Source organism: Azospirillum sp. A26, assembly GCF_042604635.1.
In the GTDB taxonomy this organism is placed as follows: domain Bacteria; phylum Pseudomonadota; class Alphaproteobacteria; order Azospirillales; family Azospirillaceae; genus Azospirillum; species Azospirillum palustre.
In genome coordinates, this window is record NZ_CP170478.1 from 67,958 (window position 1) to 93,542 (window position 25,585).

Sequence of the window (25,585 nt, forward strand, 5' to 3'; positions counted from 1 at the left end):
CGTTTCGCGACAGCGTTCGGACGTCGGCCACTCCCTTTCCCGACAGCCTGAGACGCGTAACCGATGCTCGGCATATTGCCGGCACGGCGTTGGTGCAAAAAGGCCGGGCTGGTGGCGGTCGGGAGGGCGAGCGGGTATAGAGGCATCCCGCTGAAGCCGAGAGCCGGATGCCGTACAAGGCGAACGAGAGCCGTCGTCACAAGATCCCGAAGGCCCGCTATCGGGTTGAGAACTGGGCGGCTTACGATGCGGCGCTGCGCCGGCGCGGTGACCTGACGATATGGGTGACGCCGGAGGCGATCGCCACCTGGACGCCACCGGCTTCGGGCCGACGCGGCCGGCCAACGCGCTACTCGGACGTGGCGATCGAAGCCGGGCTGATGCTGCGTCTGGCGTTCGGTCGGCCATGGCGGCAGACCGAAGGTTTGCTGAGCTCGCTCATGCGCCTGCTCGGCCTGGACCTGCCGGTTCCGGATCACACGACGTACTCCCGGCGCAGCGCCGATCTGAAGGTCGCGTCAGCGCTTTCCAGGACGGACGGACCAGTCAACGTGGTGATCGACTCCACGGGGCTGAAGGTGTTCGGGAAAGGCGAGTGGCAATTGGAGAAGCATGGAGGCCAAGCGCGCCGAAGCTGGAAAAAGCTCCACTTGGCGGTCGATCCCGATACCGGCGAGATCCTCGCCTCGGAGCTGACGACCACGCAGGACGGCGATGCCTCGCTGGTCGGCCCGCTACTCGACCAGATCAAGCGCCCGATCGGCACGGTGCTGGCGGACAGCGCCTATGACGGTGAGCCGGTCTACTGCGCTGTCGCCGCCCACACACCCGACGCCGAGATGATCATCCCGCCACGCTCCACCGCGGTACCGAGCGAGGCCGCTGCCGACGCCCCCGGCCAACGCGACCACCACATCCGTAGGATTGCCGAGCGTGGTCGGCAGGGCTGGCAGCGGGACGTCCGCTACGGCCGCCGCTCCTTGGGCGAGGTCGCGATGATGCGCTACAAGCAGCTGATCGGGCGCACCCTGCGTGCCCGGAATTTGCCTGCCCAGCAGGTCGAGGCCGCCTATGGCTGCAAAGTCATGAACATCATGACCAGCTTGGGAATGCCCGCCTCCCGCAAGGGTGTCTGATCCCCACCGGCTGCGGGTGGACTCCGCTCTCACGCCGAATTGTGCACCAAAGTGGCTGGCGGAGGCATAATCACGCCCGGACTCCGCCTCAACAGCGGCTCCGGGCGTCTCGGACCCGCGAAAAGGCGCTCCATTTTGACAAAAACGGACGCCGAAAACGCCATTTCCAAGCATCAGCGGACGCAAAAAGTCAAAATATGTTCGTTTTCCCGCGTCCTGCTAATTGTTGATCTGTCGAGCGAGCCACATCATCTGCCTGCCGGCGGCCGGATTGATCCTGGGCCGCTCATTGTCAGCCTCTTCGACGGCGAGCCGGCATATGGCGGCGACGAGATTTCCTTTGAGTGGCGCGTCGAACTTCGTGTCGTGTTCCGCCAACCACTGCTCGACGAATTCCACCGCCTCGCCAACCAAACGGTCATCGATGTGGGGCAGCGGCATCCGCGGCCCATCTCCCGAAATCGTCATACTGCCCTGCCCTGTCAGCAACCAATTGATATCGAAGCCGAGTTCGGCGAGGGCCGCAAGCGTTTCTCCTTTCGGAGCCTTTCCATAAAGTTCATATGTCTGCCACGTATTCTCGCCAAGATTGAATCGTTTCGACATGGATCTTTGAGTTTCTTTCATATGATCCCTGATAATCTTCAGCCTTTCCGAGAGTCTATTCATAATCAAATCTCCGATTTTAAATCGCTTCTTGACATCAAAATCGATGCTTTCGCAAGTATTTATTTTAGACATTTATTAATGTGTATTTTGCTGAAAAGACGCCCGACTTTGCATCGGTAAGCATATTATTCAATGTACTGCCGCTTTTTGACAGTTGCCGACCTGAAGGTCACTTTCTGGAATAGCCATAATAAATATCAATAAATGGATGATGAATGCTTAGGCTTGCAAAGCCGTTTACCTATGCATGGCAGAAAGAGCTAACCAACACAGTGATGTGGTTAAATAATGTTGCAGAAATTGAATTCCTCAAAATCTGTCTAAATTCGATAATTATTCTTTATTGTTGCGGAAAAACTTCATTTTATAATATTGCTACTCTCTTGTGGTGAAATGGCTTCTACCGTGACTTCTAATGTATGTCATAGGTAACGACTATGAAAAATTTCTATTTTGCTTTAATTTTTCTAAATTCGTAGGGACAGGGCACGCAAAAGCGTGTATCAATGCATTGTGTCTCCCGAAAGCCTCGATGACCCACCGGCCGCCACACTGCCGCCCGTGTCACGCCACCCATGTGTAGGGGTTCCAAAATGAACATGTTGGACAGAGTATCAATTCGAATGAAGATCCTGCTTTTGCAGGGCCTTGCCCTCGTACTCCTTGTCATGCTGAGTGGGTTCTCTTTCTTTGAACTTTCAAAGCTGAACGCAGGGGCGAAAGACGTCCGTGAGAACGCGCTGCCATCCATTCAAGCACTTTCTGATATACATGAATCTATCCTGAGATATCGTATTCAGGAGGCGCAGCACATCATCAGAGATACGGAGGAGAACCAGAAAAAGGCAGAGCTACGGCTATCTGACGCACTGAAGGATTTTGACGGAGCGAATGAGCGCTACCGCAAACTGGTCGAAGACGACGACCGCGAGAAAGCGCTATACGGCGAATTTCTTGCCATTTGGCGGAACTTCCAGACGATCAGCGCCGAAAAACTGCTTCCGCTGTCCCGCCGGAACCAGAACGACGCAGCGCTGGGTATCATGCAGACTGAATCCCGCGAGGCCCTGCTCAAGACGGAAAGCGCGATCAAAACCCTGATCACCTATAATGCCGACCAAGCCAAGATAGCGGCGCGCGAGGGGGAAGCCGTCTATGACGAGGCGCTCGTCGGCACCGTGACCGCCATCATGCTGGCGCTGGCGCTCTGCATCCTCGGCGGCTGGCTGGCGGTGAAAACCATCTCCAGTCCGATTTCGCGGCTGACCGGAACGATGCTGCTCCTGTCACAGCGCGATTATGCCGCCGCGGTCGATGGTGGCTCGCGCGGCGACGAGATCGGCGCGATGGCCCGTGCCGTCCAGGTCTTCAAGGACGGACTGATCGAATCGGAGCGGCTCGCCGCCGCCCAGGCCGCGGAACAGGCCGCCAAGGAAAAGCGCGCCGAGACGGTCGACCGGCTGGTCGCCCAGTTCGAGCAGAACGCCGCCCAGGCCCTGCGCATGGTGGCCGCCGCCGCCACCGAACTGGACAGCACAGCCCAGGCGATGGAGGCGACGGCCCAGCGCACCAGCTCCCAGGCGGCGACCGCCGCCGCCGCCGCCGAACAGACCAGCGCCAACGTGCAGACGGTGGCGAGCGCAACGGAGGAGATGGCGGTCTCGGTCCGCGAGATCGCCGGCATGGTCACGCGTTCGACGGAAGTGGCCGGGCGGGCGGTCACCCAGGCCGAACGCACCAACGAGACGGTGCGCGGGCTGGCCGACACCGCCCAGCGCATCGGCGCGGTGGTGCAGCTCATCACCAACATCGCCGGCCAGACCAATCTGCTGGCGTTGAACGCCACCATCGAGGCGGCCCGCGCCGGCGAGGCCGGCAAGGGCTTCGCCGTCGTCGCCAGCGAGGTGAAGAGCCTGGCCAACCAGACGGCGAAGGCGACGGAGGACATCGCCGCCCAGATCGCGGCGATCCAGGACGCGACCGGGGAGGCTGTCGGCGCCATCGCCGGTATCGGCGAAACCATCGGATCGATCAACGAGATCTCGGCCTCGATCGCCGCCGCGGTCGAGGAGCAGGGGGCGGCCACCGGCGAGATCGCCCGTAACGTCCAGCAGGCCGCGACCGGAACGCAGCAGGTGTCCGGCATCGTCGGCACCGTGACCCTGGCGACCGGCGAGACCGGCGCCGCGGCACGGCAGGTGCTGGGATCGGCCGGCAGCCTGTCGCAGCAGGCCGAAACCCTGCGGGTGAATGTCGACCGTTTCCTGTCGTCGATCAAGGCGGCCTGACGGCTCTGGGCCTCGGACAAAGGCCCCGCGGCAAAGGCGCTGGGTGCCCCCCAGCCGTCTGCCCAATCCGAAGGCGGTGGCCCATTCAACCGGGATGACGGACATGGACGCTGAAGAAACCTGTTTCCCGAAGATCGGCCCGGCTTGTCGCGGTGCCTCCGGCGGGATCATCCGAACCTTCGACTGGTCCCGTACGCCTCTCGGGCCGGAGAAGGACTGGCCGGCGCTCCTGCGCGTCGTCGTGGATCTGGTGTCGGACTCCCCTCTGGCGAAGGCCGTCCTGTGGGGATCCGACCTCGTCCTGATTTACAACGATGCCTACCGCCGGATCGCCGCCGGACGACGTTGGTGCAGAACTCGGCGCGTTGATGGACTCCGCCCTGGAAAGAACGGGCTCGCCGTCGTAGGCGCCGTCCGCCAGGACCGCGCCGATCGGGATCGTGATCTGGTCGAGCAACGGACCGACCAGCGAGGCGTCTCCCTCCTCGTTGCCCGTCAACGCCGAGGCAAGGATTTCGCCGGTGGCGGGATCAACGGCCAGGTGCAGCTTGCGCCAGCATCGGCGCGCAGTGCCGCCGTGCTTTTCCAGGTGCCACTCGCCCCGGCCGAACACCTTCAGCCCGGTGGAATCGATGACCACGGTGACCGGCCCGTCCGTCCTGGCCAGGGTGCTTGCCATCTCCAGATCGGCGCTGCGCCGGGAAAACGTCGTGTGATCCGGGACCGGCAGGTCCAGGCCGAGCAGGCGCATGAGCGCGCCCAGCAAACCCTCGGTCTGCCGCCATGGCCGACCGAACGCCAGCCGCAGCATCAGCCCGGTCTCGATGGCGAGGTCGGAGTAGCGCGCGGGCCGGCCACCCCGTCTCGTGGCGGGTGGCGTCCACGCGTCGATCGCCTCCGGCGTCACCCAGATCGTCAGGTCGCCCCGCTGGCGCAGTGCCGCATCGTAGGCCGCCCAGTTCTCCACACGGTACCGGGCCTTCGGGATCTTGTGGCGGCGCGGCTCGTTGGTCTTGTGGGGCATCGAGGTCTCGGCTTCAGCGGGCCGCTTCTATATCCGCTCGCCCTCCAGACCGCCACCAGCCCGCCCTTTTTGCACCAACGTCCAGACTCTAGGCTATTGGTTTTCCGTGTGATTCACGTTTTAAGCGATTCCGCTTGAACCGATCACACTCTAGGTTGTGCACAGCGGCGGCGATGGCGATCTCGGTGGCCTGCACTCGGTCGGTATGGAACCGCAGGGTCGGTCCGAGGACCTGCTTCCAGCATCCGATCTGTCCCTCGACCTTTGCCCTCTGATTGTAGCCGCTGCTCCGCTGCCAAGCCATGCGCTCGGTCTCGGCGACCACCTGAATGCGGTGGTCACGTTGCGTGGGCACGGTCGAGGCGGTGTCGCTGAGCACGGCGTCCGCCCGAGGCGGCGCGGCCACAGCCGCTTCGGGATGGCGCTCGTGAATGGTGGCGTAGACGGCGCTCCGGTCGTAGGCGCCATCGCCGGTGAGTGCTACCACCGGGCCCGTGACCTGGTCGAGCAACGGGCCGCCATCAACGTCGCGGTCGGTCAGCGTGGCGGCGGTGATCCGGCCGCTCGCCGCCTCCATGCCGATGTGCAACCTCTTCCAGGAGCGCTGCTCCCTGGTGCCGTGCTTTTCGATCAGCCACTCGCCCGGTCCCCGCAGCTTCAGCCCGGTGCCGAACAACAACCGCAGCCGGCCGATTGCTGCCCGGCCTGGAAAAATGCGGCCATATCATGCGTTCCGCATCATGATAAAATGTTTTACTAAATCGGTTGAGTTGCCTATAGTGTGGGTATCGGACTTTCTTTATGCCCAGCGAGAAACAAACGGAAAGGGCCGACAAGAACGAATTTGGAGGAAACCGATGAAGTTGGCGATGATGGCGACGGTGGCACTTCTTTGCCTGGGTACGGTCGCCGAAGCGAAGACGACGGTCAATGTCTGGTTCCATGCTGGCCGCGGTGGCGAACGCCAGGTTCTGGAAGACCAGATTGCCCGCTTCAACATCGAACGCCCGGATGTCGAGATCAAAGCGGTCCAGTTGCCGGAAGGGAGCTACAATGACCAGATCAGCGCTGCGGCGATGAGCGGCGCCCTGCCCGACTTGCTGGACTTTGACGGCCCGCTGCTGGCGAATTATGTCTGGTCGGGATATGTCCGGCCGCTGGACGATCTGCTACCCAAAGACGTTCTCGACGATCTGCTGCCCTCGCTGAAGGCGCAAGGGACCTATCCGGTCGACGGCAAGCTGTACGGGATCGGCACCTTCGACAGCGGGCTGGCGCTGTGGGCGAACCGTCCGCTCCTGGAAAAGGCGGGCATCCGCATCCCAACCCTCCCGGAAGACGTTTGGACGCTGGCGGAGTTCGAGGACGCGATGGAGCGGCTGTCCAAGCTGGATGGCATCAAATGGCCGCTCGACGCCAAACTCAGCTACGGCAACGGCGAATGGTTCACCTACGGCTTCTCGCCCATCCTCCAGTCCTTCGGCGGCGACCTGATCGACCGCAAGAGCTGGAAGGCCGCGGGAACCCTGGATGGCGACGCCTCCGTCCGCGGGCTCCAGACCCTGCAGGGCTGGATCAGGCGCGGCTGGGTGACGCCCGCATCGGCCGGCGACACCAGCTTCTACGGCGACAAAACGGCGGCCATGGCGCTGGTCGGCCACTGGGCCTACCCCAACCATGACAAGGGTCTGGGCGAGAACGCCATCCTGATCCCGATGCCGAAGTTCGGCGACCGGCAGGTGACCGGCCTCGGCTCCTGGAACTGGGGCATCTCGGCCGACAGCAAGCACCCGACCGAGACGGCGGCCTTTCTCGCCTTCCTGATGCGGCCCGAAGAGGTGGTCCGCATCTCCAACGCCAACGGCGCCGTTCCCGGCCGCAAGGCCGCGATCCCGCTTTCCAGCCTCTACAAGGAGGGTGGCAGGCTGAACCTGTATTACAGGCAATTGCTGACCATCGGCGTCTCCCGCCCCTTCCACCCGGCCTATCCGCTGATCACCCGCGCCTTTGCCGACGCCGTCAGCAATGTCGCATCCGGTGCCGACGTGAAGACCGAACTGCGCAAGGCGGCTGCCCGGATCGACCGCGGGATCGCCGAGAATGGCGGGTATCCGCCTTTCGGCGGCAAGAAGTAGGCGCCCTCTTGCCCATGAGGCACCGCCCCCCTCGACCGTCCGGCCCGGCCCGGCGCGCTGTTGAAAGAGTTGGCGACGTGACTGATACCTCAATCGCATCTCAGGCGACCGACCTGCCGCGGCGGGCGGTCGCAACTCGACCGAAGAAGGGCCGTGCGGTCGCCCTCATGTTGGCGCCGACGCTCATTCTGCTGACGCTGTTCCTGATCGTTCCCTTCGCCCTGTCGATCGGGCTGTCCTTCACCAACCACAATCTGCTCAACCGCCGGACCGTCACCCTGCTTGTCGGGCTGGACAATTACCTGTCGATCCTGGGCGACGAACGGTTCTGGCATGCCGCCTGGAACACTGCGTGCTTCGCCCTGGTGGTGGTGCCGGTGCAGACCGCGCTGGCGCTGCTGCTGGCGGTGCTGGTCAATGCCGGCCTGCCCGGCCGCAACCTGTTCCGCGGGATCTATTTCCTGCCGACGGTGCTGTCCATGGCGGTGGTCAGCGTGGTGTGGGCCGGGCTGCTCCGGGCGCCGCAGGGCGTGCTCAACGCTCTGGTCGGCATCCTGTCGAACGGCACGCTCGGCCCCTATGACTGGCTCGGCGACGAGGCTTTCGCCCTGCCCACGATCATGGTGCTCTCGATCTGGCAAGGCGTCGGCTTCCAGATGGTGATCTATCTGGCCGGTCTGCAATCGATCAACACCGAACTCTACGAGGCGGCGCGCATCGACGGGGCCAACCGCTTCCAGCAATTCCTGCACATCACCCTGCCCAGCCTGCGCAACACCCACATCTTCGTCGTGCTGGCGACCACCGTCCTGGCCTTCAAGCTGTTCGGACAGGTCGATGTGCTGACCCAGGGCGGACCGCTGGACAGCACGAACACGCTGGTCCGCTACATCTTCACCGCCGGCTTCCGCGAACACCGCGTCGGTTATGCCTCGGCGGCGTCGGTGATCTTCTTTCTGCTGGTGCTGGCCATCGCGCTCGTACAGCGCGCCCTGATGCGCGAAGACCGGGAGATCGGATCATGACCATGCCACGCCCTCCCTCGTTGCGGCTGCTGTCGCCGGCCGCGGTGCTGATCTACACGGCGATGCTGGCGGCGGCGGCGATCATGCTGGGTCCGCTGGTGGTGATGCTGGTCACCAGCCTGAAGGCAGACGACGTGCAGATCGTCAGCGATCTCGGCAGCGCCCGCGCCTTCATGCCCGGTCCGGTCAGCCTGGACAAGTACCGGGCGGTCCTGACCGACCGGCAGATGCCCTTCCTGCGCTTCTTGCTGAACACGGTGGTGGTGGTGGTCTGCATCGTCGGCTTCGGCATCATCGTCAACTCGATGGCGGCCTACTGTCTGGCGCGGCGGCGGTTCCGCGGCCGCGACCTGCTGCTGGCGGTCGTCATCGCGCTCATCATCGTCCCGGTCGAAAGCCTGGCCGTCCCGCTGCTGATGATGGTGAACGCGCTGGGCTGGACGGAGAGCTACCACGTCCAGATCGTTCCATTCATCGCCCATCCCTTCTCGATCTTCCTGTTCTACCAGTATTTCGCGAAGCTTCCGAAGGATCTGGACGAGGCGGCGGTCATGGACGGCGCCTCCACCTGGCGGATCTACTGGTCGATCATCATGCCGCTGAGCGCACCGGTGATCGCGACGGTCGCCATCCTCCAGGGGCTGGAGTTCTGGAGCGCCTATCTGTGGCCGCTGATGGTCACCCGCGGGCCGGAGTTCCGCCCGCTGTCCGTCGCCGTGGCCCAGTTCTTCGGGCAGGAGCCGAGGCAGTGGGGCGAGGCGATGGCCTTCGCCAGCATGGCCTCGCTGCCCGTCGTCACCGCCTATCTCGTCTTTCAGCGCTGGTTCATCCAGAGCGTCGTCGGCGCCGCCGTCAAAGGATAAGCGATGTTCAATCCGCCCGATCAGTATGTGTGGGATTTCTGGACCGTCGAGGACCGGGGAGTCACCCATCTCTTCTATCTCAGCGCCCCGCGCAGCCTGCCGGATCCCGAAATGCGCCATGCCAATGCGCGCTGCGGCCATGCGGTGTCCCGCGACCTTGTTCACTGGACCCGACTGCCGATGGCGCTGGAACCCGGTCCGGCGGGGTCGTGGGACGACCGCGCGATCTGGACCGGCAGCGTGTGCCGGGCCGGCGGGCGCTGGGCCATGCTCTACACCGGAACCAATTGGGCCGAGGACGGCAAGATCCAGCGCGTCGGGCTCGCCTGGTCGGACGATCTGATCAGCTGGAGCAAGGATCCCGCCAACCCGGTGATCGAGGCGAACCCTTCGCATTACCTCGGCCGGAATCCCGCCCATCATCAGGAACTGGCCTGGCGCGATCCCTTCCTGATGCCGGATCCCGCCGGCGATGGCTATCTCGCCTACATCACGGCGCAGCGGCGCGGGACGGCACCGGGCAAGCCGGGCTGCGTGGCGCTGGCCCGTTCCGCCGATCTGCGCTCCTGGACAGTCGGCGGGCCGGTCACCGAGATGGACGAGTTCTTCCTGATGGAGATACCGCAGGTCATCCCATGGAAAGGCCGCTACATCCTGGTCTTCAATGCGGACCGCAGCTGGGTGCGGGAGGACAGCGATGCACCGGTGGCCACCGGCGCCTTCTATGCCGTGTCGGACCGCTGCGACGGCGGCTTCCGCTATGCCGGTCCCCTGGCGGTCGGACCGACCAATGCGCTGTTCGGGATCAAGCTGCTGCCGGCCCCGGATGGAAGCCCGGCCGCGATCGGCTGGCGGGGCTACCAGCCGGATGGCAGTTTCCTGGGCGGGGTAACCGACCCTCTGCCGGTGCGCATCGGGCCGGACGCCCGGATCGACTGCCTGACGCCATGACCGGCCCCGCCCCGATCGGAACCGCTGACAAGGATTGGGAGTCCTCGCGCAATGGCACCCGTGACGCTGCACAACATCCGCAAGAGCTATCAGCAGCACGCCGTCATCCACGGCATCGATCTCGACATCGCCCATGGCGAGTTCATCGTCTTCGTCGGCCCGTCGGGCTGCGGGAAATCGACCCTGCTGCGCATGATCGCCGGGCTGGAGCCCATCTCGTCGGGCGAGATGCTGATCGACGGCCTGCGGGCCAATGACCAGGATCCCGTAGAGCGCGGCGTGGCGATGGTTTTCCAGTCCTATGCCCTCTATCCGCACATGACTGTGCGCGAGAACATGGCGTTCGGACTGAAGATGGCGAAGGCCAGCCGGGCGGTGATCGACCAGCGCGTGGCGGAGGCGGCGCGGATCCTCCATCTGGAGCATCTGCTGGACCGGCGCCCCCGCGCGCTGTCGGGCGGCCAGCGCCAGCGCGTCGCAATCGGCCGGGCGATCGTCCGCCATCCCAAGGTGTTCCTGTTCGACGAACCCCTGTCGAATCTGGACGCCGCCTTGCGGGGCAACATGCGGCTGGAGATCGCCCGGCTGCATCGGGACATTGGCAACACCATGATCTACGTCACCCACGATCAGGTGGAGGCGATGACGCTGGCCGACCGCATCGTCGTCCTGAACGCCGGCAGGGTGGAACAGGTGGGCACGCCGCTGGAGCTCTACGAAAGTCCGGCCAACCGGTTCGTCGCCGGTTTCCTGGGGTCGCCGGCCATGTCCTTCCTGACCGGTAGGGTCGAAGCGGTTAACGGGGGCGGGGTGCGGGTCGGGCTCCTCGACGGCAGTTCGGTGCAGTCGGACTGCCGTCCCGGCCCGACGACCAAGGTCGGCGATTCCGTCACCGTGGGCATCCGGCCGGAAGCCCTGAGCGCCGGCAACCAATGGGGCTTCCGCCTGATGCTGGAGATCCGGGACATCGAGTATCATGGGGACCGCGGCTTCCTGCATGGTGCCGGCCCCGGCATGGAGGCCCTGACCGCGGCGATTCCCGGTGGAAAGCGCTTCCGCGTCGGCGAGCGGGTGGAGGTTTTCTTCCAACCCGACGCGCTGCACCTGTTCGATGCCTCCGGTGCCGCCCTGGCGCGGGCGAACCGCTAACAGGCTCTTCTAGAAGCCGCCGCCGGATGGCGGGGTTGCATTCCCATGCGCATGGGGACGGTATAGGATCGCGGTTCCATCCGTCCAATGTCCTGGGTGCCATGTCCAGCCGTCCGACCATCAAAAGCGTCGCCGCCGAAGCCGGAGTGTCCACGACCACGGTTTCCCTGGTCGTGAACAACAACGCCGACGCCATCCCCGAAACGACCCGCGAGCGGGTGTGGCAAGCGGTGCGCAAGCTCGGTTACCGGCCGAATCCAAGCGCCCGGGCGCTCAGTTCTTCCCAGACCCATACCATCGGCTTCATCACGGACGTGATCGCATCGTCGGGCTATGCCGGCCGCACGATCGTCGGCGCGCAGGAACTGAGCTGGGCCAACGACAAAGTCCTGCTGATCGTGAACACCGGGGGCGATGCCGCCATCACCCGTGCCGCGGTCGATATGCTGCGCGACCGGCAGGTCGACGGCATCATCTACGCCGCCATGTCCATGTGCGCGGTAGAGTTGCCGGCCGAACTGCTGACGATGCCGACGGTGCTGGTGAACGCCTATGACCCGCGGGACCGCTTTCCCTCCATCCTCGCGGACGAGGAGCTGGGCGGCTATACCGCCACCCGCGCGCTGATCGAAGCCGGACACCGACGCATCGGCCTGCTGTACGGCCTGCCGGAAGTGGATGCCGGCCGCGAACGGCTGGCCGGCTACCGGCGGGCGCTGGCGGAGGCCGACATCGCCTGGGACGATCGGTATGTCCGCAGCGATTGCTGGTTCCCGGAAGGCGGCCACCGCTCCACCATGGCTCTGATGGCGCTGGAACAGCAGCCGACCGCGCTGTTCTGCATCAACGACTGGGTGGCGATGGGCTGCTACGAAGCCCTCAAGGAGCTTGGACTGTCCATCCCGAAGGACGTGGCCGTCGTCGGCTATGACAACCACGAGCTGGCCGGGCTGCTGCGGCCGGGTTTGACCACCATGCAACTGCCTCATTACGAACTCGGCCGCAAGGCGGTGGAATATCTTCTTGGATCACCGGAGGCGCAGGCGGCCAACCGGATGATCCGCGTGCCCTGCCCGCTGATCCGCCGCAGCTCCATCTGATACCAACGGCCATCGTAGAAAAACAGCAGGTATCCGCGCTGCCCGGCGCGACGACGGCACAAGCCGCACCCATTGCATTGCCGATTTAGTAAATCGCTTCACTAAATCGGTTGACTCAAATTGATCGTATGTCCTACAATTAATTTCAGCCGGACAAACCGGGGCGACGACGGGGCGAGGATCATCCGCTCTGCTGCCAGCGTCCCGGTTCGACCCAACCGGTTCGGCCGCTCCTGTGCTGGCGGAACATCCCGCTTTCCCGCCATCGCCATCCCGCGCAACGCCGCGGGATGACCCCGTGCCGCCATATCGACGCGGCCCGCCATCACGACAACGAACGCCCAAAAGGGGGGAAGTTATGCCTGGATTTTCACGGTATTGCGGCGTGTCCGCCGCGGCTTTGGCATTGGCCGGCTGCCTGGGAGCGGCCGAGGCAAGGGCCGAAACCGGCTTCAAGCTGCTGCTGGGCGGCGACGCCTATTTCGAAGGCGGGGCCGTCGACCAGAAGCTTGACGCCGGCCAGCGCTCCGTCGAGTTCCGCAACCGCGTCCGCCTGAAGGTCGCCCCGACCGCCACCGCCGACAACGGCCTGCAATATGGCGCGCGCCTCACCCTGATGGCCGCCAACGGCGACCGCACCGCGTCCGACGACGGCGCCTACCTGTTCGTGAAGGGCGGCTTCGGCCAGATCAGCGCCGGCGGCCAGGGCGGCCCCAGCGACGACAGCGGTGTCATCGCCCCGTCCGACTGGGGAACCGGCGGCGTCGACGGCGCCTTCGCCGCCTTCCTCGGCAACACCGGCGCCAACGTGCCGTCGATGACCACCAACCTGAAGGCGCTGAAGTCGGGAGACGCCGGCACCCGGCTGGTCTACTCCTCGCCACGCTTCTCCGGCCTGCAGGCGGTGGTCAGCTATCAGCCGCAGACCGGCAGCTTCAACACCAACATCGACCGCAACAAGAGTCTGACCCCGGCGGACGCCACCCACACCGGCGGCTACTCCGACGTCGTTGAAGGCGGCGTGAACTACGACGACCAGCTGGGCGACGTCGCCGTCAAGGGTGCCGCCTACGTCCTAGGAGGCCAGGCCCGCAACTCCGCCGCCGGCGCGTCGTTCGAGCGGCTGACCTCCTACCATCTCGGCCTGTCCGCCGCCTATGGCGGGCTGAAGCTCGGCGGCAGCTATTCCTGGGGCGGCGAGAGCGGCTACATCCGCAGGGCCAGCAACAGCGCGGCCACAGACCGCGGCGGTCAAAATGTCTGGACCGTCGGCGCGCAATACACTTTGGCCGCCTACACGCTGGGCGTCGGCTACATGCATTCGATGGACGCCGGCGACCTCGCCGTGCGCGGCAACCGCAACTTCGACCTCATCACCACCGGCATCCGCTACGTCGCGGCGCCGGGCTTGGCCTTCGGGGCGGAATACAACCACTTCCGCCTGAACTCCGACGTCGCGAGCCAGAACGATCGCGGCAACATGGTCCTGGTCCGGACGAGCCTGGACTTCTAGGTCTCCCATCGTCCTCTGACGTTTGCGTCCATCCCGGTACGACTGGCCGGTTGCCGGCATGTGCCTTCTCACGACGGCCAATGCCCGGCAACCGGCAATTTTTTTCCATCAACCTTTCGCTTCGGAGTCCCTCGCCATGCACTCCGCACTCTCGACCGGCGCCTTGCCGAGAGGCCGCCGATTCGGCGTCCAGGCGAAACTGCTTGCCGCCTTCATGAGCATGGCGGCCATCACAGTCGGGGTCTGCGGAAGCGGGCTGTTGTCTCTCTCCGCCCTGAGGAAGCCGCTCGACCGCGTGGTTTCGGTCAGCCTGCCCAATATGGAACTGGCAAATCGCCTGGCTTCCGCGAGCGCCGGCATCGCTCTGGCCGCCCCGTCGCTGGACGCAGCCGACAGCGAGGCCACGAGGGCCCGGCTGTTCGAGGACATCAACAATCGCGGCCGGATGCTCACTGCCCTGATCAATGAGGTCGAGAGCCGCCATGACGGCGAATTCGGGAACGATTTGCGCAGCTCGATGACGAGCCTGCTTGCGACGCTCGGGACGGCAAACGGAACGGTGGCGCGACGGCTCTACCTCCGTGCCCGCCGGCAGGCGGTGCTCGTGGCGCTCGATCACGATGCAGACCGGCTCGACGCGGAACTGACCCCCCTGATCGAAATGCTGGGTGTAGAGCTCCGCAGCAAGGGAGACACGGTTCAATCCTCCCTCGATTTCGAACTCGACGCGCTGACGGAGGCATTGGCCGGCTTCCGGCAGGTGTCCGGCAGCGCTGCCCCTGACGCCGCCTCGGGTGGCGAGCCGTTGGCCGCCCTGGAGCGTGCCGTCGCCACGGCAACCGACAATGCCCGCGCCGAACTGCGCGAAGGGTTGTCACCCCTTCTGAGCCGGGGCCTGCTGCGATTCAGGGCGGCATTGGAAACGGCAACCCACGGCAGCATCGTCGCGGGCATTCTCCGCGAGGCGAGCCAGACGATCGACGAACGGCGCTTGGCCCAGCTGGAACAGGAGTATTCGAGCCAGACGGTCCTGCTCTCGAACAGGGTAAGGCTTCTCCAGCGGGGCGGCGATGGGAAGGACGTCGCTGCGCTTGCCGGAACTGTCGAGACACTGATCGCCCATGGCTGGGGCGAGGACGGTCTCTTCGCATTGCGCCGCTCCGAAACGTCGGCGATGCGGGAAGGCGCTGCGATCCTGGCCGAAAACCGGCAACGCGCGGAAGAATTGTCCGCAGGGGTCGACACGCGGATCGCCGCCATGCGCGCGGACGCCCACGCCGCGGTCGAAACGGTCGGCGCGACCCTGGCGGCCGATCGCCTGACGATGATGCTTTCCGCCGCGGCCAGTGCCGTGGCCGCACTGCTGCTGATCTGGGGCGTCGGACACCGGATGATCGTGTCGCGGCTGCGCCGGCTGGCCTCGGCGATGCTGGCGATTGCCGGCGGCCGGCTCGATTCGGAAATTCCGGCCGGCGGCGCCGACGAGATCGGCGAGATGACCGAAGCGCTGACGGTTTTCCGCGACACCGCCCTCGTCGCCCGCGATGCCGGCGCGCGTGCCGAACGCGAGCGGAACCGCGCCACGGAGGAACGGTCGCGCACGATGCACGAGATCGCCGAGCAGATCGAAGACCTCGTCCGGTCGGTGCTGCACAGCGTGTCGGCCTCGGCATCGGGAATGCAGGAGATCGCCCAGGGAATGAGCCGGACCGCGCGTGCGACCGCCGAGGAGACCGTCATGGCGACCGACAGCTCCCGTCAGGCGGAAGACAGCGTCAGGGCGGTGGCGGCGGCGACGGCGGAACTGTCGCACTCCATCGGCGCGGTGCGCGACCGCGTGCTGCGCTCCGGCACGATCGCCCGCGACGCGGCCGCGACGGTCACGCGCACGAACGAGGCCATCGACGGCCTTGCCGCCAGCGTGCGCACTATCGGCGACGTCGTCGGACTGATCAGCCGGATTGCGGCCCAGACCAATCTCCTGGCGCTCAATGCCACGATCGAGGCAGCCCATGCCGGGGAGGCCGGAAAGGGGTTCGCCGTCGTCGCGGCCGAGGTGAAGGCCCTGGCCGGAGAGGTCGCGGCGGCAACCGACGACATCACCGGACAGATCGCCAGCATCCGCAACACGACGGAACAGGTGGTAGCGGCGACCCGCAGCATCGCCACCGTCGTCAACCAGCTCAACGACCTCTCCCTCGACGTGTCCGAAACGGTCGAACGGCAGCGGGACATCACCGGCATGATCGCGCAGAACGTCGAAGTCGCCATGACGGGCGCTGGGCGGGTCCGCGACACCATCGACACCGTCACCAGATCCGCCGGCACTGCCGGCGAGACCGCGGATCGGGTCCTGTCCGCCTCGGCGACGGTCGTCCGGGCGGTCGAGGCCCTGGACACGCAGGTCGGCACGCTGGTGGCCCGCATGAGGCGCTGACTCCCTAGCCCTTTGGCCAGCCCGGAGACCAGTGACCGAAATGCCTCCGTCAGCCACGACAGCTTGCGCGCGCCGGTTTGATAAAGCGTTTTATTGAACCGATTGACTGATAGTGGAACGTACCCTATAGCATCCATGTCCAGCGGATCCGAACGGGGTCCGAACAGGATGCGGCAAGCGGTCCGCTGCTCCCGGCGCTGCCTTCTCCCCGGCGGGTCCGGCCGTCATGCCGAGAAGACAGTCTGTTCAAGCCGCCATCGCCATGCGTCCGGCGGTCTGCCTTTGCAACAACAAACGCGTTCGAACAGGAGGAAGTCATCTTGGAACTCAACGCCGCCAGAGCGATCCTTTCCACCATCGGAGGGGCGGGGAACATCGTCAGCGCAGCCCATTGCGCAACGCGCCTGCGCCTCGTTCTGAAAGACCCCGCCGCTGTCGACAAGGCGGCATTGGAGAAGATCGAGGCCGTCAAGGGGACGTTCCTCTCCGGCGGGCAGTTCCAGATCGTCATCGGTCAGGGCGCGGTGAAGCGCGTGTTCGACGGCGTCATCGCCCTCGGCGTCAAATCGGTGTCGGTGGAGGAGGCGAAGGCGGACGCCGCCGCGAACCTCAACATCCTCCAGCGCCTGGCACGGCTGCTCTCCAACATCTTCGTTCCGATCATCCCGGTGATCGTCGCCAGCGGCCTGCTGATGGGCGCCCTCGGCATGGCGACGACGCTCGGCTGGCTGACCGGCCAGTCGTCGCTGTTCCAGCTTCTCAACATCGTGTCGAACACCGCGTTCGTCTTCCTGCCGATCCTCGTCGCCTTCTCCGCCGCCCGAGAGTTCCGTGTGAGCCCCTTCATGGCTGCGGCGCTGGGCGGCATCATGATCCATCCGGATTTGCAGAATGCCTGGACGGTCGGCACCGGCGTGAAGGAATACTGGGATCTGTTCGGCATTCCGGTCGCCAAGCTCGGCTATCAAGGCACCGTGCTGCCGATCCTGATCGCGGTCTGGGTCATGAGCCACATCGACCGGCTGGTCCGCCGGGTGGTGCCCGATATGTTCGACATCGTGCTGACGCCGTTCCTCACGCTCCTGGTCTCGGCCTTCTTCGCCCTGACGGTCCTCGGTCCGGCCGGCCGGATCCTCGGGGACGGCATCTCCGTCGGCCTCCAGGCGCTCTACACCCATGGCGGCGTCCTCGCCGGCCTCCTCTTCGGAGGCGTCTATTCGGCGATCGTGGTGACCGGCGTCCACCATTCCTTCCATGCGATCGAGGCGGGCCTGCTGGCGAATCCGGCGATCGGCATCAACTTCCTTCTGCCGATCTGGGCGATGGCCAACGTCGCCCAGGGCGGTGCCGCCCTGGCGGTCTTCTTCCGCACGGACGACGTCAAGGTGAAGCAGATCGCCCTGCCGGCTTCGCTTTCCTGCCTGCTCGGGATCACCGAGGCCGCTATCTTCGGTGTCAACCTGCGCTTCGTCCGGCCCTTTGTCTGCGCGGCGGCGGGCGGCGCGGTCGGCGGCGCCTTCGTCGTCGCCACCAAGGTCGGCATGACGGCGGTCGGCGTCACCGGCATTCCCGGCATCGCCATCGTCGAGCCGACCTCCATCCCGAGCTATCTCATCGGGATGCTGATCGCGTTCGCCGTCGCCTTCGCCGGCTCCTGGCTCTTCGGTCTCAAGAAGGGCCAAGCCTGATTTCCCCATTCCCCGACCTCGGAAAGAGCGTTCTTTGCGCACCGAAAACAGCATTCCCATGCCGGACCCGAATCGTGATCCCTGGCGCCCGCAGTTCCACCTTTCGGCACCGGTCGGGCTGATCAATGACCCGAACGGCCTGATCCATTGGAAGGAGGCTCATCACATCTTCTTCCAATGGAATCCGCTTGGCTGCACCCACGAAAACAAGTGCTGGGGCCATGCGCGGTCGGCCGATCTCGTAAACTGGGAGTTCCTGCCGCTCGCGCTCGCGCCGACGGAACGCTTCGACAGCCACGGCTGCTATTCCGGTTCCGCGGTCGCCGACGGGGACGAGCTGGTGCTGGTCTATACCGGGAATGTCAGGAACGGGCTGGGGGAACGGGAAACCCACCAATGCCTCGCCCGCTCCGGCGACGGCATCCGGTTCGACAAGCGGGGTCCGGTGATCACCGGACCCTCTCCTGGCTATACCACCCATTTCCGCGACCCGAAGGTCTGGCGCGACGAGACGGGCTGGTGGATGGTGCTCGGCGTCCAGACCACGGATCTCGCCGGCACCGTGCTGCTGCTGCGTTCGCCCGACCTGCTGGGCTGGAGCGTCGTCGGACCGATCCTCGCAGCCGGCCAACATGGCTACATGTGCGAATGCCCCGATCTGTTCCGGATTGGCGGCAGCGACGCGCTGATATTCTGCGAACAGCACCATGGGCACGGTGATGGCGGCTCGGGGTTTTCCCCCAACGTCGCCGGGGTGGTGATCGGGCGCATCGATCTCGACACCGGCCGTTTCGACCATGGCCTCTTCCATCCGCTCGACCATGGCCGCGACTTCTATGCACCGCAGAGCTGGCTGGCACCCGACGGCAGACGCCTGCTGATCGGCTGGATGGGGCTGCCGGAACAGACGGCGGCTCCCACCGTAGACGCAGGTTGGATGCATTGCCTGACCATCCCCAGGGAACTGGTGCTGGCCGGTGATCGTCTCCACCAGCGTCCGGCCCGCGAGCTTGCCGCCCTGCGGGGGGAAGAACGTAGCCTCGAGGGTCTCGCCGTCGCCGGGAAACGGTGGATCGACGGCCTCGAAGCCACGGCATGCGAAATCAGGCTTGATCTAGCCCCGGAGGAAACAGGCGATCTTGCGCTTGTCCTGCGGGCCGCCGCCGGCGAGCCGGTCATCCTCGCCTTCCGGCGCGACACCGGCGAAATCCGGTTGCATGGGCCAGGGATCGATGGGCGGATATCGCTGCTGGGCCTGGCGCTCGCCAGCCGGCCGGTCGAGACGGTCACCGTTTTCGTCGACCGCTCCAGCATCGAGGTCTTCATCGACGGCGGAGACATCGTTCTTTCCGCCAGGACCTATCCGCATCCGTCGCCCACGAGAATCGGCCTCCGCTCCGAGCAGGGCGCAAGGGTGCTGCGCCTGACCCATTGGCCGCTTGGCGAGTCGTTCAGCCACGAGAAGCAGACATGTCGCGCGGAACAGCGCTGACATCCAAGGAGACGAGACCATGTTCCTGAGCCGCATGTTCGGTCGCAAGCCGGCCGCCGAGACCGCGGAAGCCACCGTCCCGACCGGCGCCCCGACCGGCGCCCCGGTGTCCGGCCCGGTCGACGTCGCCGCGCCGCTCGCCGGCCGGCTGATCGATATCGGCGAGGTGCCGGATCCAGTGTTCGCCGGGCGCGTTCTGGGGGATGGAATCGCCATCGACCCCGACGGCGCCGTGCTCCACGCGCCGTTCGACGGGCGGGTCACGGGGCTGCACGAAGGCCGCCATGCGATCAATCTGCGCGCCGCGAACGGGACGGAGGTCCTGATCCACATCGGCATCGACACCGTGGGCCTCCATGGGCATGGCTTCCATCTGCATGTCGCCGAAGGCGCCCAGGTCGGCCGCGGCGCCCCGCTGGTCACCTTCGAACCGGACGTGATCAGGCCGAAGGCCCGCTCGATGGTCGTCCTGATGATCGTCACCAACGGCGAAAGCTGGAGCCTGCGCGACCTCCGGGAGCCCGGACCGGTCGGCATCGGGGAGATCTGCTGCCGGCTGGCGCCGGTCGATGAGGCCACCGACGCCTCCCCGTTGAGCGCCTCCCTTCCGATGACCGTTCCAGCGACCCGGGCCCCTGCCGAGACCGCAATCGTCCGCCGGATCGCGGAAATCCGCGATCCGTTCGGCCTGCATGCCAGACCGGCCGGCGTCGTCGCCGATCACGCCAAGAAAAGCCCGGTGCCGATCACCGTCAGCCTTGGCGGCCGGCAGGCCGATGCCCGCAGCGCCGTCTCGTTGATGGTGCTCGGCGCACATTGCGGTGATCTGCTGACCATCGAGGCGCAGGGACAGGATGGCGCCGCCGCCGTCGATGCGATCGTCGCCTTTCTCGGTACGCCGACAGCGGCCGGCGAGGACCGGCCCGCCGCAGAGGAGCATCAAGCGGCGCCGGTCGCCGTGAATGCCTCCCCCCTGCCGTTCGGCGAGCCGGTGAGCCTGCGTGGCGTCACCGCCGCTCCCGGGCAAGCCGTGGGCCATACGCTGCGGCTGGTCCGCGAAGATCTCGCCTTCGCCGCCACGGCCGCCGACCCCGCCGCGGAAACCGCCGCTCTCGAACAGGCGCTCGTGGCGACCCGCGCGCGGATCGCCGCCCTGATCGCGGAACTCGGCGACGAGGGCGAACGGGGCCGCCACGGCGGCAAGCAAGCCGAGATCCTTGGCGCCCATCTCTCCTTTCTCGACGATCCCTTCCTGAAGGCCGCGGCCGACCGCCTGATCGCCTCGGGCAAGAGCGCGCCCTTCGCCTGGAAGGCCGCGGTCGATGAGCAGATCACCGCGTTGCGCGGTCTCGGCAACCGGGTGCTCGCCGAACGGGCGACCGATCTGGAAGATATCCAGCGCCGCGTCCTGCTCCAACTTCTCGGGCGGACGGAGGAGCGTCTGCGACTGGGCGACCGTACCGTCCTGATCGCGGACGACCTGCTGCCATCGCAGTTCGCCGAGTTGGAACTCGACCGCGTGGCCGGCATCTGCCTCGCCGCTAGCGGCCCCACCTCCCACGTCGCCATCCTCGCCGCGTCCCGCGGCATCCCGGCCGTGGTGGCAATCGGCCCCGACGCCCTGCGTGTGCAGGACGGCCAGGCGGTGATCATCGACGCCGGAAAGGCCGACGTGTGGATCAATCCTCCGTCGGATTCCATCACGTCGGTCGAGCGGGCGATCACGGTTCGCCGTGCCCGCCTCGCCGAGGCGCGCGCGGCGGCCGGGGCCGATTGCCGCACCACCGACGGGGTCCGCATCGAGGTCGTCGCAAATCTCGGTTCGCTTGCGGACGCCGGCCGGGCGATGGCGAACGGCGCGGAAGGCTGTGGACTGCTCCGCTCCGAATTCCTGTTCCTCGACCGCACAGAGGCGCCGGACGAGGACGAGCAGTATCGCGAATATCAGGCGATCACGACCGCGCTCGAAGGCCGCCCGACCATCATCCGCACCCTCGACGCCGGCGCCGACAAGGATGTGCCGTACATCCACCTGCCGGCGGACGAGAATCCGGCGCTCGGCTTGCGCGGCATCCGCACCAGCCTGTGGCAGCCGGAGATCCTGCGAACGCAGGTCAGGGCGATCCTTCGGGTCGAACCCTTCGGCACTTGCCGGATCCTGCTGCCGATGATCGCCACGCTCGCCGACTTCCGCACCGTCAAGACGGTGATCGAGGCGGAACGGATCGCCCTCGGCCGCGAAACGCCGATTGAGGTGGGGGTGATGGTAGAGGTGCCGTCCGCGGCGCTGACGGCGAAGCGCTTCGCACGGGAGGTGGACTTCTTCTCGGTCGGAACCAACGACCTGACCCAGTATGCGCTGGCGATGGATCGCTGCAACCCTCGTCTGGCACAGCAACTCGACCCCTTCCATCCGGCCGTCCTGCGCCTGATCGCCGATGCCGCGGAAGGAGCGGCGACGCATGGCCGCTGGATCGGGGTCTGCGGCAATCTCGCTTCCTACCCGATCGCGGCCCCGCTCCTCATCGGCCTTGGCGTCACCGAACTTTCGGCCGGCCCCGAGGCGATCCCAGAGATAAAGGCCGCCGTGCGCAAACTGATCATGCCCGACTGCATCGCGGTGGCGAAGGCCGCTCTCGACCTCGACGACGGCGAGGCGGTCCGCAGCCTACTCGCCACCCATTGGCCGGAACTCTAAACAAGACCGCCGCGCTCAAGGAGAACAACAATGATTCTGGTCGCAGGGGAAGCCGTCATCGATCTCGTCGAGCGCCACCATTCCGATGGCGGTCACGTCTTCGAGCCGGTCATTGGCGGATCACCGCTCAACGTTTCCGTCGGGCTGGCACGGCTCGGACAGCCCGTCGCCTTCCTCGGCGCGCTGTCGGGCGACCGGCTTGGAATGCGGATCACGGCTGCCCTGGGTCGCGAGGGCGTCAATCTCCGCTTCACCCGCCGGTCGGACAGGCCCTCGTCATTGGTCCTGGCCGCGCTCGACGACCGGGGTGTCCCCGACTACACCTTCTTCCTTGCCGGCGCCGCCGACTTCGCGATGACCGAAGGCGATCTGCCAATGGCGGAAGCCTGTTTTCCCGCCATTCATTTCGGGTCGGTCGCCGCCTTCCTGGATCCGACGGGGAAGACCTTGGCTGATTTCGTCGCGGCGCGACGGATGCAAAGCGTCATCTCGTTCGATCCCAACATGCGGCCGACCGTCACTCCCGACCGGGACGCCACCGTCGCCCGCTTCAATCGGCTGCTTCCGTTCGTCGACATTCTCAAGGCCAGCGCCGAGGATGTCGATTGGCTGTACAGCGATGCCGACCTCACCAGGACCGTCAGCGCATGGTCGCAGCTCGGACCCAGAATCGCCGTCGTCACCGCCGGTCCCGATGGTGCCTTCGCGGCGATCGCAGGAGAGGTCATTCATGTTCCCAGCCCGGCGGTGAGCGTCGTCGACACGATCGGTGCCGGCGACACCTTCCAGGCGGCCCTCCTCGATGGCCTCGCCAGCCAAGGCTTTCTCTCGCGCACTGCGATCGGCACCCTCGACCTCGCCGATTTGCGTCCGATCATCGAAAGGGCCGCCACCGCCGCGGCAATTACCTGTTCGCGGCGTGGTGCCGATCTTCCCCGTGCTGCCGAACTTTCCCAGCTTGTCAAGCCGCGTCAAAGGACCGCTGACATCAAGGAGTCCAACGCATCATGACCGCGCTGACCCGTTCCCCCGCCTGGGCTGCTCTCGCCCAACACCGCCAGGACATGGCCGGCACGCACATGCGTGACCTGTTCGCCGCCGATCCCGGCCGGTTCAAAGCCTTTTCGACGGAGGCGGCCGGGCTGTTCCTCGACTATTCGAAGAACCGCATCACCCAGGACACGGTCCGCCTGCTGCTCGATCTCGCCCGCCAGCAGGATGTCGAGGGGGCGCGTGCCCGCATGTTCGGCGGCAAGCCGATCAACCTGACGGAAAAGCGCGCGGTCCTGCACACGGCGCTCCGCAACCGCTCCGACCGCGCCGTCACCGTCGATGGCCGCGACGTGATGCCGGGGGTGCGCGCGGCGCTGGAGCGGATGGATGCCTTCGCCAATTCGGTGCGCGACGGCGAGTGGCGCGGCTACACCGGCCAGCCGATCACCGACGTGGTGAACATCGGCATCGGCGGCTCCGACCTCGGCCCCGTCATGGCGACGGAGGCGCTGAAGCCCTTCGCCCACGCCCATGTGGCGCTGCATTACGTCTCCAACGTCGATGGCACCCATCTGGCCGAACAGCTGAAGTGGCTGGACCCGGAGACGACTTTGTTCGTCATCGCCTCCAAGACCTTCACGACGCAGGAGACGCTGACCAACGCCCATTCCGCCCGCCGCTGGTTCCTGGAGACCGCGCAGGACGAGGCGCATGTCGCCAAGCATTTCGTCGCCGTCTCCACCAACGAGGCGGAGGTGCGCAGGTTCGGCATCGACCCGGCCAACATGTTCGGCTTCTGGGACTGGGTCGGCGGCCGCTATTCGCTGTGGTCGGCCATCGGCCTGCCGATCATGATCGCCATCGGCCCGGAGCGCTTCGCCGAGATGCTGGCCGGCGCCCATGCGATGGACGAGCATTTCCAGAACGCGCCGCTTGAGCGCAACATGCCGGTGCTGCTGGCCCTGCTGGGCGTCTGGCACCGCAATTTCTGGGACGCCTCGTCCTACGCGGTGCTGCCCTACGACCAGTATCTGCACCGCTTCCCCGCCTATCTCCAGCAGCTGGACATGGAGAGCAACGGCAAGTCGGTGACCCGAGGCGGCGAGCCGGTGGACTACCAGACCGGCCCGGTGCTGTTCGGCGAGCCCGGCACCAACGGCCAGCACGCCTTCTACCAGCTGATCCACCAGGGCACCTCGCTGATCCCCTGCGACTTCGTGGCGGCGGCAACCACCCACAACCCGATCGGGGCCGAGGCCGGCGCCCATCACCGCATCCTGCTGTCCAACGTCTTCGCCCAGGCCGAGGCGCTGATGCGCGGCAAGACAGCCGACGAGGTGCGGGCCGAGATGGCCAAGGCCGGCAAGCCGGCGGATGAGGTGGAGGCGCTGGTCCCCCACCGCGTCTTCCCCGGCAACCGCCCGTCCAACACCATCCTGATGGAAAGCCTGACCCCCGCGACGCTGGGCGCCCTGATCGCACTGTACGAGCACAAGGTCTTCGTCCAGGGCATCGTCTGGGACATCAACAGCTTCGACCAGTGGGGCGTGGAGTTGGGCAAGCAGTTGGCCAACTCCATCCTGCCGAAGATGGAGAGCGGGCCGGCTGAGGGGGCACATGATAGCTCCACCACCGGACTGATGGCGTGGTGGCAGGCACACCGGCAAGCCGGTGGGTGATCCCGTCCAGCTTCCGCGGACGTTGGTGCACAAAGCCCGGACTGGTGGTGGTCGGGAGGGCGAGCGGGACAGAGGCGTCCCGCTGAAGTCGAGCCGCTGATGCCGTACAAGGTCAATGAGCCCCGCCGCCATGAGATCCCAAAGGCCCGGTGCCGTGTGGAGAACTGAGCTGCCTACGATGCGGCGCTGCGTCGGCGTGGCGATCTGACGCTTTGGGTGACGCCGGAGACGATCGCCGTGTGGACGCCGCCCGCCACGGGGCGGCGTAGGCGGCCTTCCCGCTACTCGCACGTGGCGATCAAAGCCGGGCTGATGCTGTGTCTGGCGTTCGGTCGGCCATGGCGGCAGACCGAAGATTTGTTGAGCTCGCTCATGCGCCTGCTCGGCCTGGACCTGCCGGTTCCCAATCACACGACCTTCTCCCGGCGTGGCGCCAATCTGGAGGTCGTGTCAGCGCTTTCCAGGACGGACCGGCCAGTCAACGTGGTGATCGATTCGACCGGGCTGAAGGTGTTCGGGAAAGGCGAGTGGCACCTGGAAAAGCATGGAGGCCAGGCGCGCCGGAGCTGGAGAAAGCTCCACCTGGCGGTCGATCCTGATACCGGCGACATCCTCGCCTCGGAGCTGACGACCATGCAGGACGGCGATGCCTCGCTGGTCGGCCCGCTGCTCGACCAGATCAAAGTTGTAGCGAAACAGAAAACCTAGGTAAGGCCGCGGCGGATGCTGGCTGACGGCGTTACCA

General features: G+C 65.9%; 18 protein-coding genes and 1 pseudogene. 16 read left to right on the top strand and 3 right to left on the bottom strand.

Annotated features, from left to right (window positions below; all coding sequences use genetic code 11):
* Positions 1-167: 167 nt before the first annotated feature.
* Positions 168-1,136 (top strand): IS5 family transposase, encoded by a 969-nt coding sequence (locus ABNQ39_RS36320; RefSeq protein ID WP_376967668.1) that lies wholly within the window; start codon positions 168-170, stop codon positions 1,134-1,136.
* Between the two features lie 219 nt (positions 1,137-1,355).
* Here the strand turns inward: ABNQ39_RS36320 and ABNQ39_RS36325 are convergent, their stop codons facing one another.
* Positions 1,356-1,742, bottom strand: coding sequence for a hypothetical protein (locus tag ABNQ39_RS36325; protein ID WP_376967670.1), 387 nt, complete (start codon positions 1,740-1,742; stop codon positions 1,356-1,358).
* A gap of 662 nt (positions 1,743-2,404) precedes the next feature.
* Here ABNQ39_RS36325 and ABNQ39_RS36330 point away from each other — a divergent pair.
* Entirely contained in the window at positions 2,405-4,093 is a 1,689-nt protein-coding gene (locus tag ABNQ39_RS36330; RefSeq protein WP_376968062.1) for a methyl-accepting chemotaxis protein, read from the top strand.
* Between the two features lie 85 nt (positions 4,094-4,178).
* Here the strand turns inward: ABNQ39_RS36330 and ABNQ39_RS36335 are convergent, their stop codons facing one another.
* Entirely contained in the window at positions 4,179-5,117 is a 939-nt protein-coding gene (locus ABNQ39_RS36335) for an IS5 family transposase (protein ID WP_376967672.1), read from the bottom strand.
* An 88-nt stretch (positions 5,118-5,205) separates the two neighbouring features.
* Positions 5,206-5,793 (bottom strand): transposase, encoded by a 588-nt coding sequence (locus ABNQ39_RS36340; protein ID WP_376967674.1) that lies wholly within the window; start codon positions 5,791-5,793, stop codon positions 5,206-5,208.
* A 181-nt stretch (positions 5,794-5,974) separates the two neighbouring features.
* On the opposite strand from ABNQ39_RS36340, the gene ABNQ39_RS36345 reads away from it, so the two are divergent.
* The 14 genes and pseudogenes from ABNQ39_RS36345 to ABNQ39_RS36410 form a co-directional block, all read left to right on the top strand.
* The gene (locus ABNQ39_RS36345; RefSeq protein ID WP_376967676.1) at positions 5,975-7,252 is read left to right on the top strand and encodes an ABC transporter substrate-binding protein; all 1,278 of its coding nucleotides are present in this window, start codon (positions 5,975-5,977) and stop codon (positions 7,250-7,252) included.
* Between the two features lie 77 nt (positions 7,253-7,329).
* On the top strand, positions 7,330-8,277 hold the full coding sequence (locus ABNQ39_RS36350) for a carbohydrate ABC transporter permease (protein WP_376967678.1): 948 nt from the start codon (positions 7,330-7,332) through the stop codon (positions 8,275-8,277).
* Positions 8,274-9,140: a carbohydrate ABC transporter permease gene (locus tag ABNQ39_RS36355; RefSeq protein WP_376967680.1), complete on the top strand. Its 867-nt coding sequence runs from the start codon at positions 8,274-8,276 to the stop codon at positions 9,138-9,140. The genes ABNQ39_RS36350 and ABNQ39_RS36355 overlap by 4 nt, the downstream gene beginning before the upstream one ends.
* 3 nt (positions 9,141-9,143) lie before the next feature.
* Positions 9,144-10,091 carry a hypothetical protein gene (locus tag ABNQ39_RS36360; protein WP_376967682.1) on the top strand — a complete coding sequence of 316 codons (948 nt, stop codon included), beginning with the start codon at positions 9,144-9,146 and terminating at the stop codon, positions 10,089-10,091.
* 51 nt (positions 10,092-10,142) lie between these two features.
* Positions 10,143-11,240 (top strand): ABC transporter ATP-binding protein, encoded by a 1,098-nt coding sequence (locus ABNQ39_RS36365; protein WP_376967684.1) that lies wholly within the window; start codon positions 10,143-10,145, stop codon positions 11,238-11,240.
* A gap of 101 nt (positions 11,241-11,341) precedes the next feature.
* Complete coding sequence (locus ABNQ39_RS36370; RefSeq protein WP_376967686.1) at positions 11,342-12,340, top strand: LacI family DNA-binding transcriptional regulator; 999 nt, start codon at positions 11,342-11,344, stop codon at positions 12,338-12,340.
* A gap of 385 nt (positions 12,341-12,725) precedes the next feature.
* On the top strand, positions 12,726-13,853 hold the full coding sequence (locus tag ABNQ39_RS36375) for a porin (RefSeq protein WP_376967688.1): 1,128 nt from the start codon (positions 12,726-12,728) through the stop codon (positions 13,851-13,853).
* 136 nt (positions 13,854-13,989) lie between these two features.
* Positions 13,990-16,290, top strand: a complete 2,301-nt coding sequence (locus ABNQ39_RS36380; protein ID WP_376967690.1) for a methyl-accepting chemotaxis protein — start codon at positions 13,990-13,992, stop codon at positions 16,288-16,290.
* Between the two features lie 317 nt (positions 16,291-16,607).
* Entirely contained in the window at positions 16,608-17,978 is a 1,371-nt protein-coding gene (locus ABNQ39_RS36385; protein ID WP_376968065.1) for a sucrose-specific PTS transporter subunit IIBC, read from the top strand.
* 34 nt (positions 17,979-18,012) lie between these two features.
* Positions 18,013-19,470: a glycoside hydrolase family 32 protein gene (locus ABNQ39_RS36390; protein ID WP_376967692.1), complete on the top strand. Its 1,458-nt coding sequence runs from the start codon at positions 18,013-18,015 to the stop codon at positions 19,468-19,470.
* 19 nt (positions 19,471-19,489) lie between these two features.
* Positions 19,490-22,168 carry a phosphoenolpyruvate--protein phosphotransferase gene (ptsP, locus tag ABNQ39_RS36395; RefSeq protein WP_376967694.1) on the top strand — a complete coding sequence of 893 codons (2,679 nt, stop codon included), beginning with the start codon at positions 19,490-19,492 and terminating at the stop codon, positions 22,166-22,168.
* 30 nt (positions 22,169-22,198) lie between these two features.
* Complete coding sequence (locus ABNQ39_RS36400) at positions 22,199-23,179, top strand: carbohydrate kinase family protein (RefSeq protein ID WP_376967696.1); 981 nt, start codon at positions 22,199-22,201, stop codon at positions 23,177-23,179.
* The gene (pgi, locus tag ABNQ39_RS36405; protein ID WP_376967698.1) at positions 23,176-24,840 is read left to right on the top strand and encodes a glucose-6-phosphate isomerase; all 1,665 of its coding nucleotides are present in this window, start codon (positions 23,176-23,178) and stop codon (positions 24,838-24,840) included. Before ABNQ39_RS36400 ends, pgi begins: the two co-directional genes overlap by 4 nt.
* A gap of 99 nt (positions 24,841-24,939) precedes the next feature.
* Positions 24,940-25,521: pseudogene (locus ABNQ39_RS36410) on the top strand (IS5 family transposase); the annotation flags it as partial.
* Between the last annotated feature and the right edge of the window lie 64 nt (positions 25,522-25,585).

Coding starts and splice junctions, on each gene's coding strand:
- ABNQ39_RS36320 (WP_376967668.1), top strand. CDS start 168: ATGCCGTACAAGGCGAACGAGAGCCGTCGTCACAAGATCCCGAAGGCC.
- ABNQ39_RS36325 (WP_376967670.1), bottom strand. CDS start 1,742: ATGTCGAAACGATTCAATCTTGGCGAGAATACGTGGCAGACATATGAA.
- ABNQ39_RS36330 (WP_376968062.1), top strand. CDS start 2,405: ATGTTGGACAGAGTATCAATTCGAATGAAGATCCTGCTTTTGCAGGGC.
- ABNQ39_RS36335 (WP_376967672.1), bottom strand. CDS start 5,117: ATGCCCCACAAGACCAACGAGCCGCGCCGCCACAAGATCCCGAAGGCC.
- ABNQ39_RS36345 (WP_376967676.1), top strand. CDS start 5,975: ATGAAGTTGGCGATGATGGCGACGGTGGCACTTCTTTGCCTGGGTACG.
- ABNQ39_RS36355 (WP_376967680.1), top strand. CDS start 8,274: ATGACCATGCCACGCCCTCCCTCGTTGCGGCTGCTGTCGCCGGCCGCG.
- ABNQ39_RS36360 (WP_376967682.1), top strand. CDS start 9,144: ATGTTCAATCCGCCCGATCAGTATGTGTGGGATTTCTGGACCGTCGAG.
- ABNQ39_RS36365 (WP_376967684.1), top strand. CDS start 10,143: ATGGCACCCGTGACGCTGCACAACATCCGCAAGAGCTATCAGCAGCAC.
- ABNQ39_RS36370 (WP_376967686.1), top strand. CDS start 11,342: ATGTCCAGCCGTCCGACCATCAAAAGCGTCGCCGCCGAAGCCGGAGTG.
- ABNQ39_RS36380 (WP_376967690.1), top strand. CDS start 13,990: ATGCACTCCGCACTCTCGACCGGCGCCTTGCCGAGAGGCCGCCGATTC.
- ptsP (WP_376967694.1), top strand. CDS start 19,490: ATGTTCCTGAGCCGCATGTTCGGTCGCAAGCCGGCCGCCGAGACCGCG.
- ABNQ39_RS36400 (WP_376967696.1), top strand. CDS start 22,199: ATGATTCTGGTCGCAGGGGAAGCCGTCATCGATCTCGTCGAGCGCCAC.
- pgi (WP_376967698.1), top strand. CDS start 23,176: ATGACCGCGCTGACCCGTTCCCCCGCCTGGGCTGCTCTCGCCCAACAC.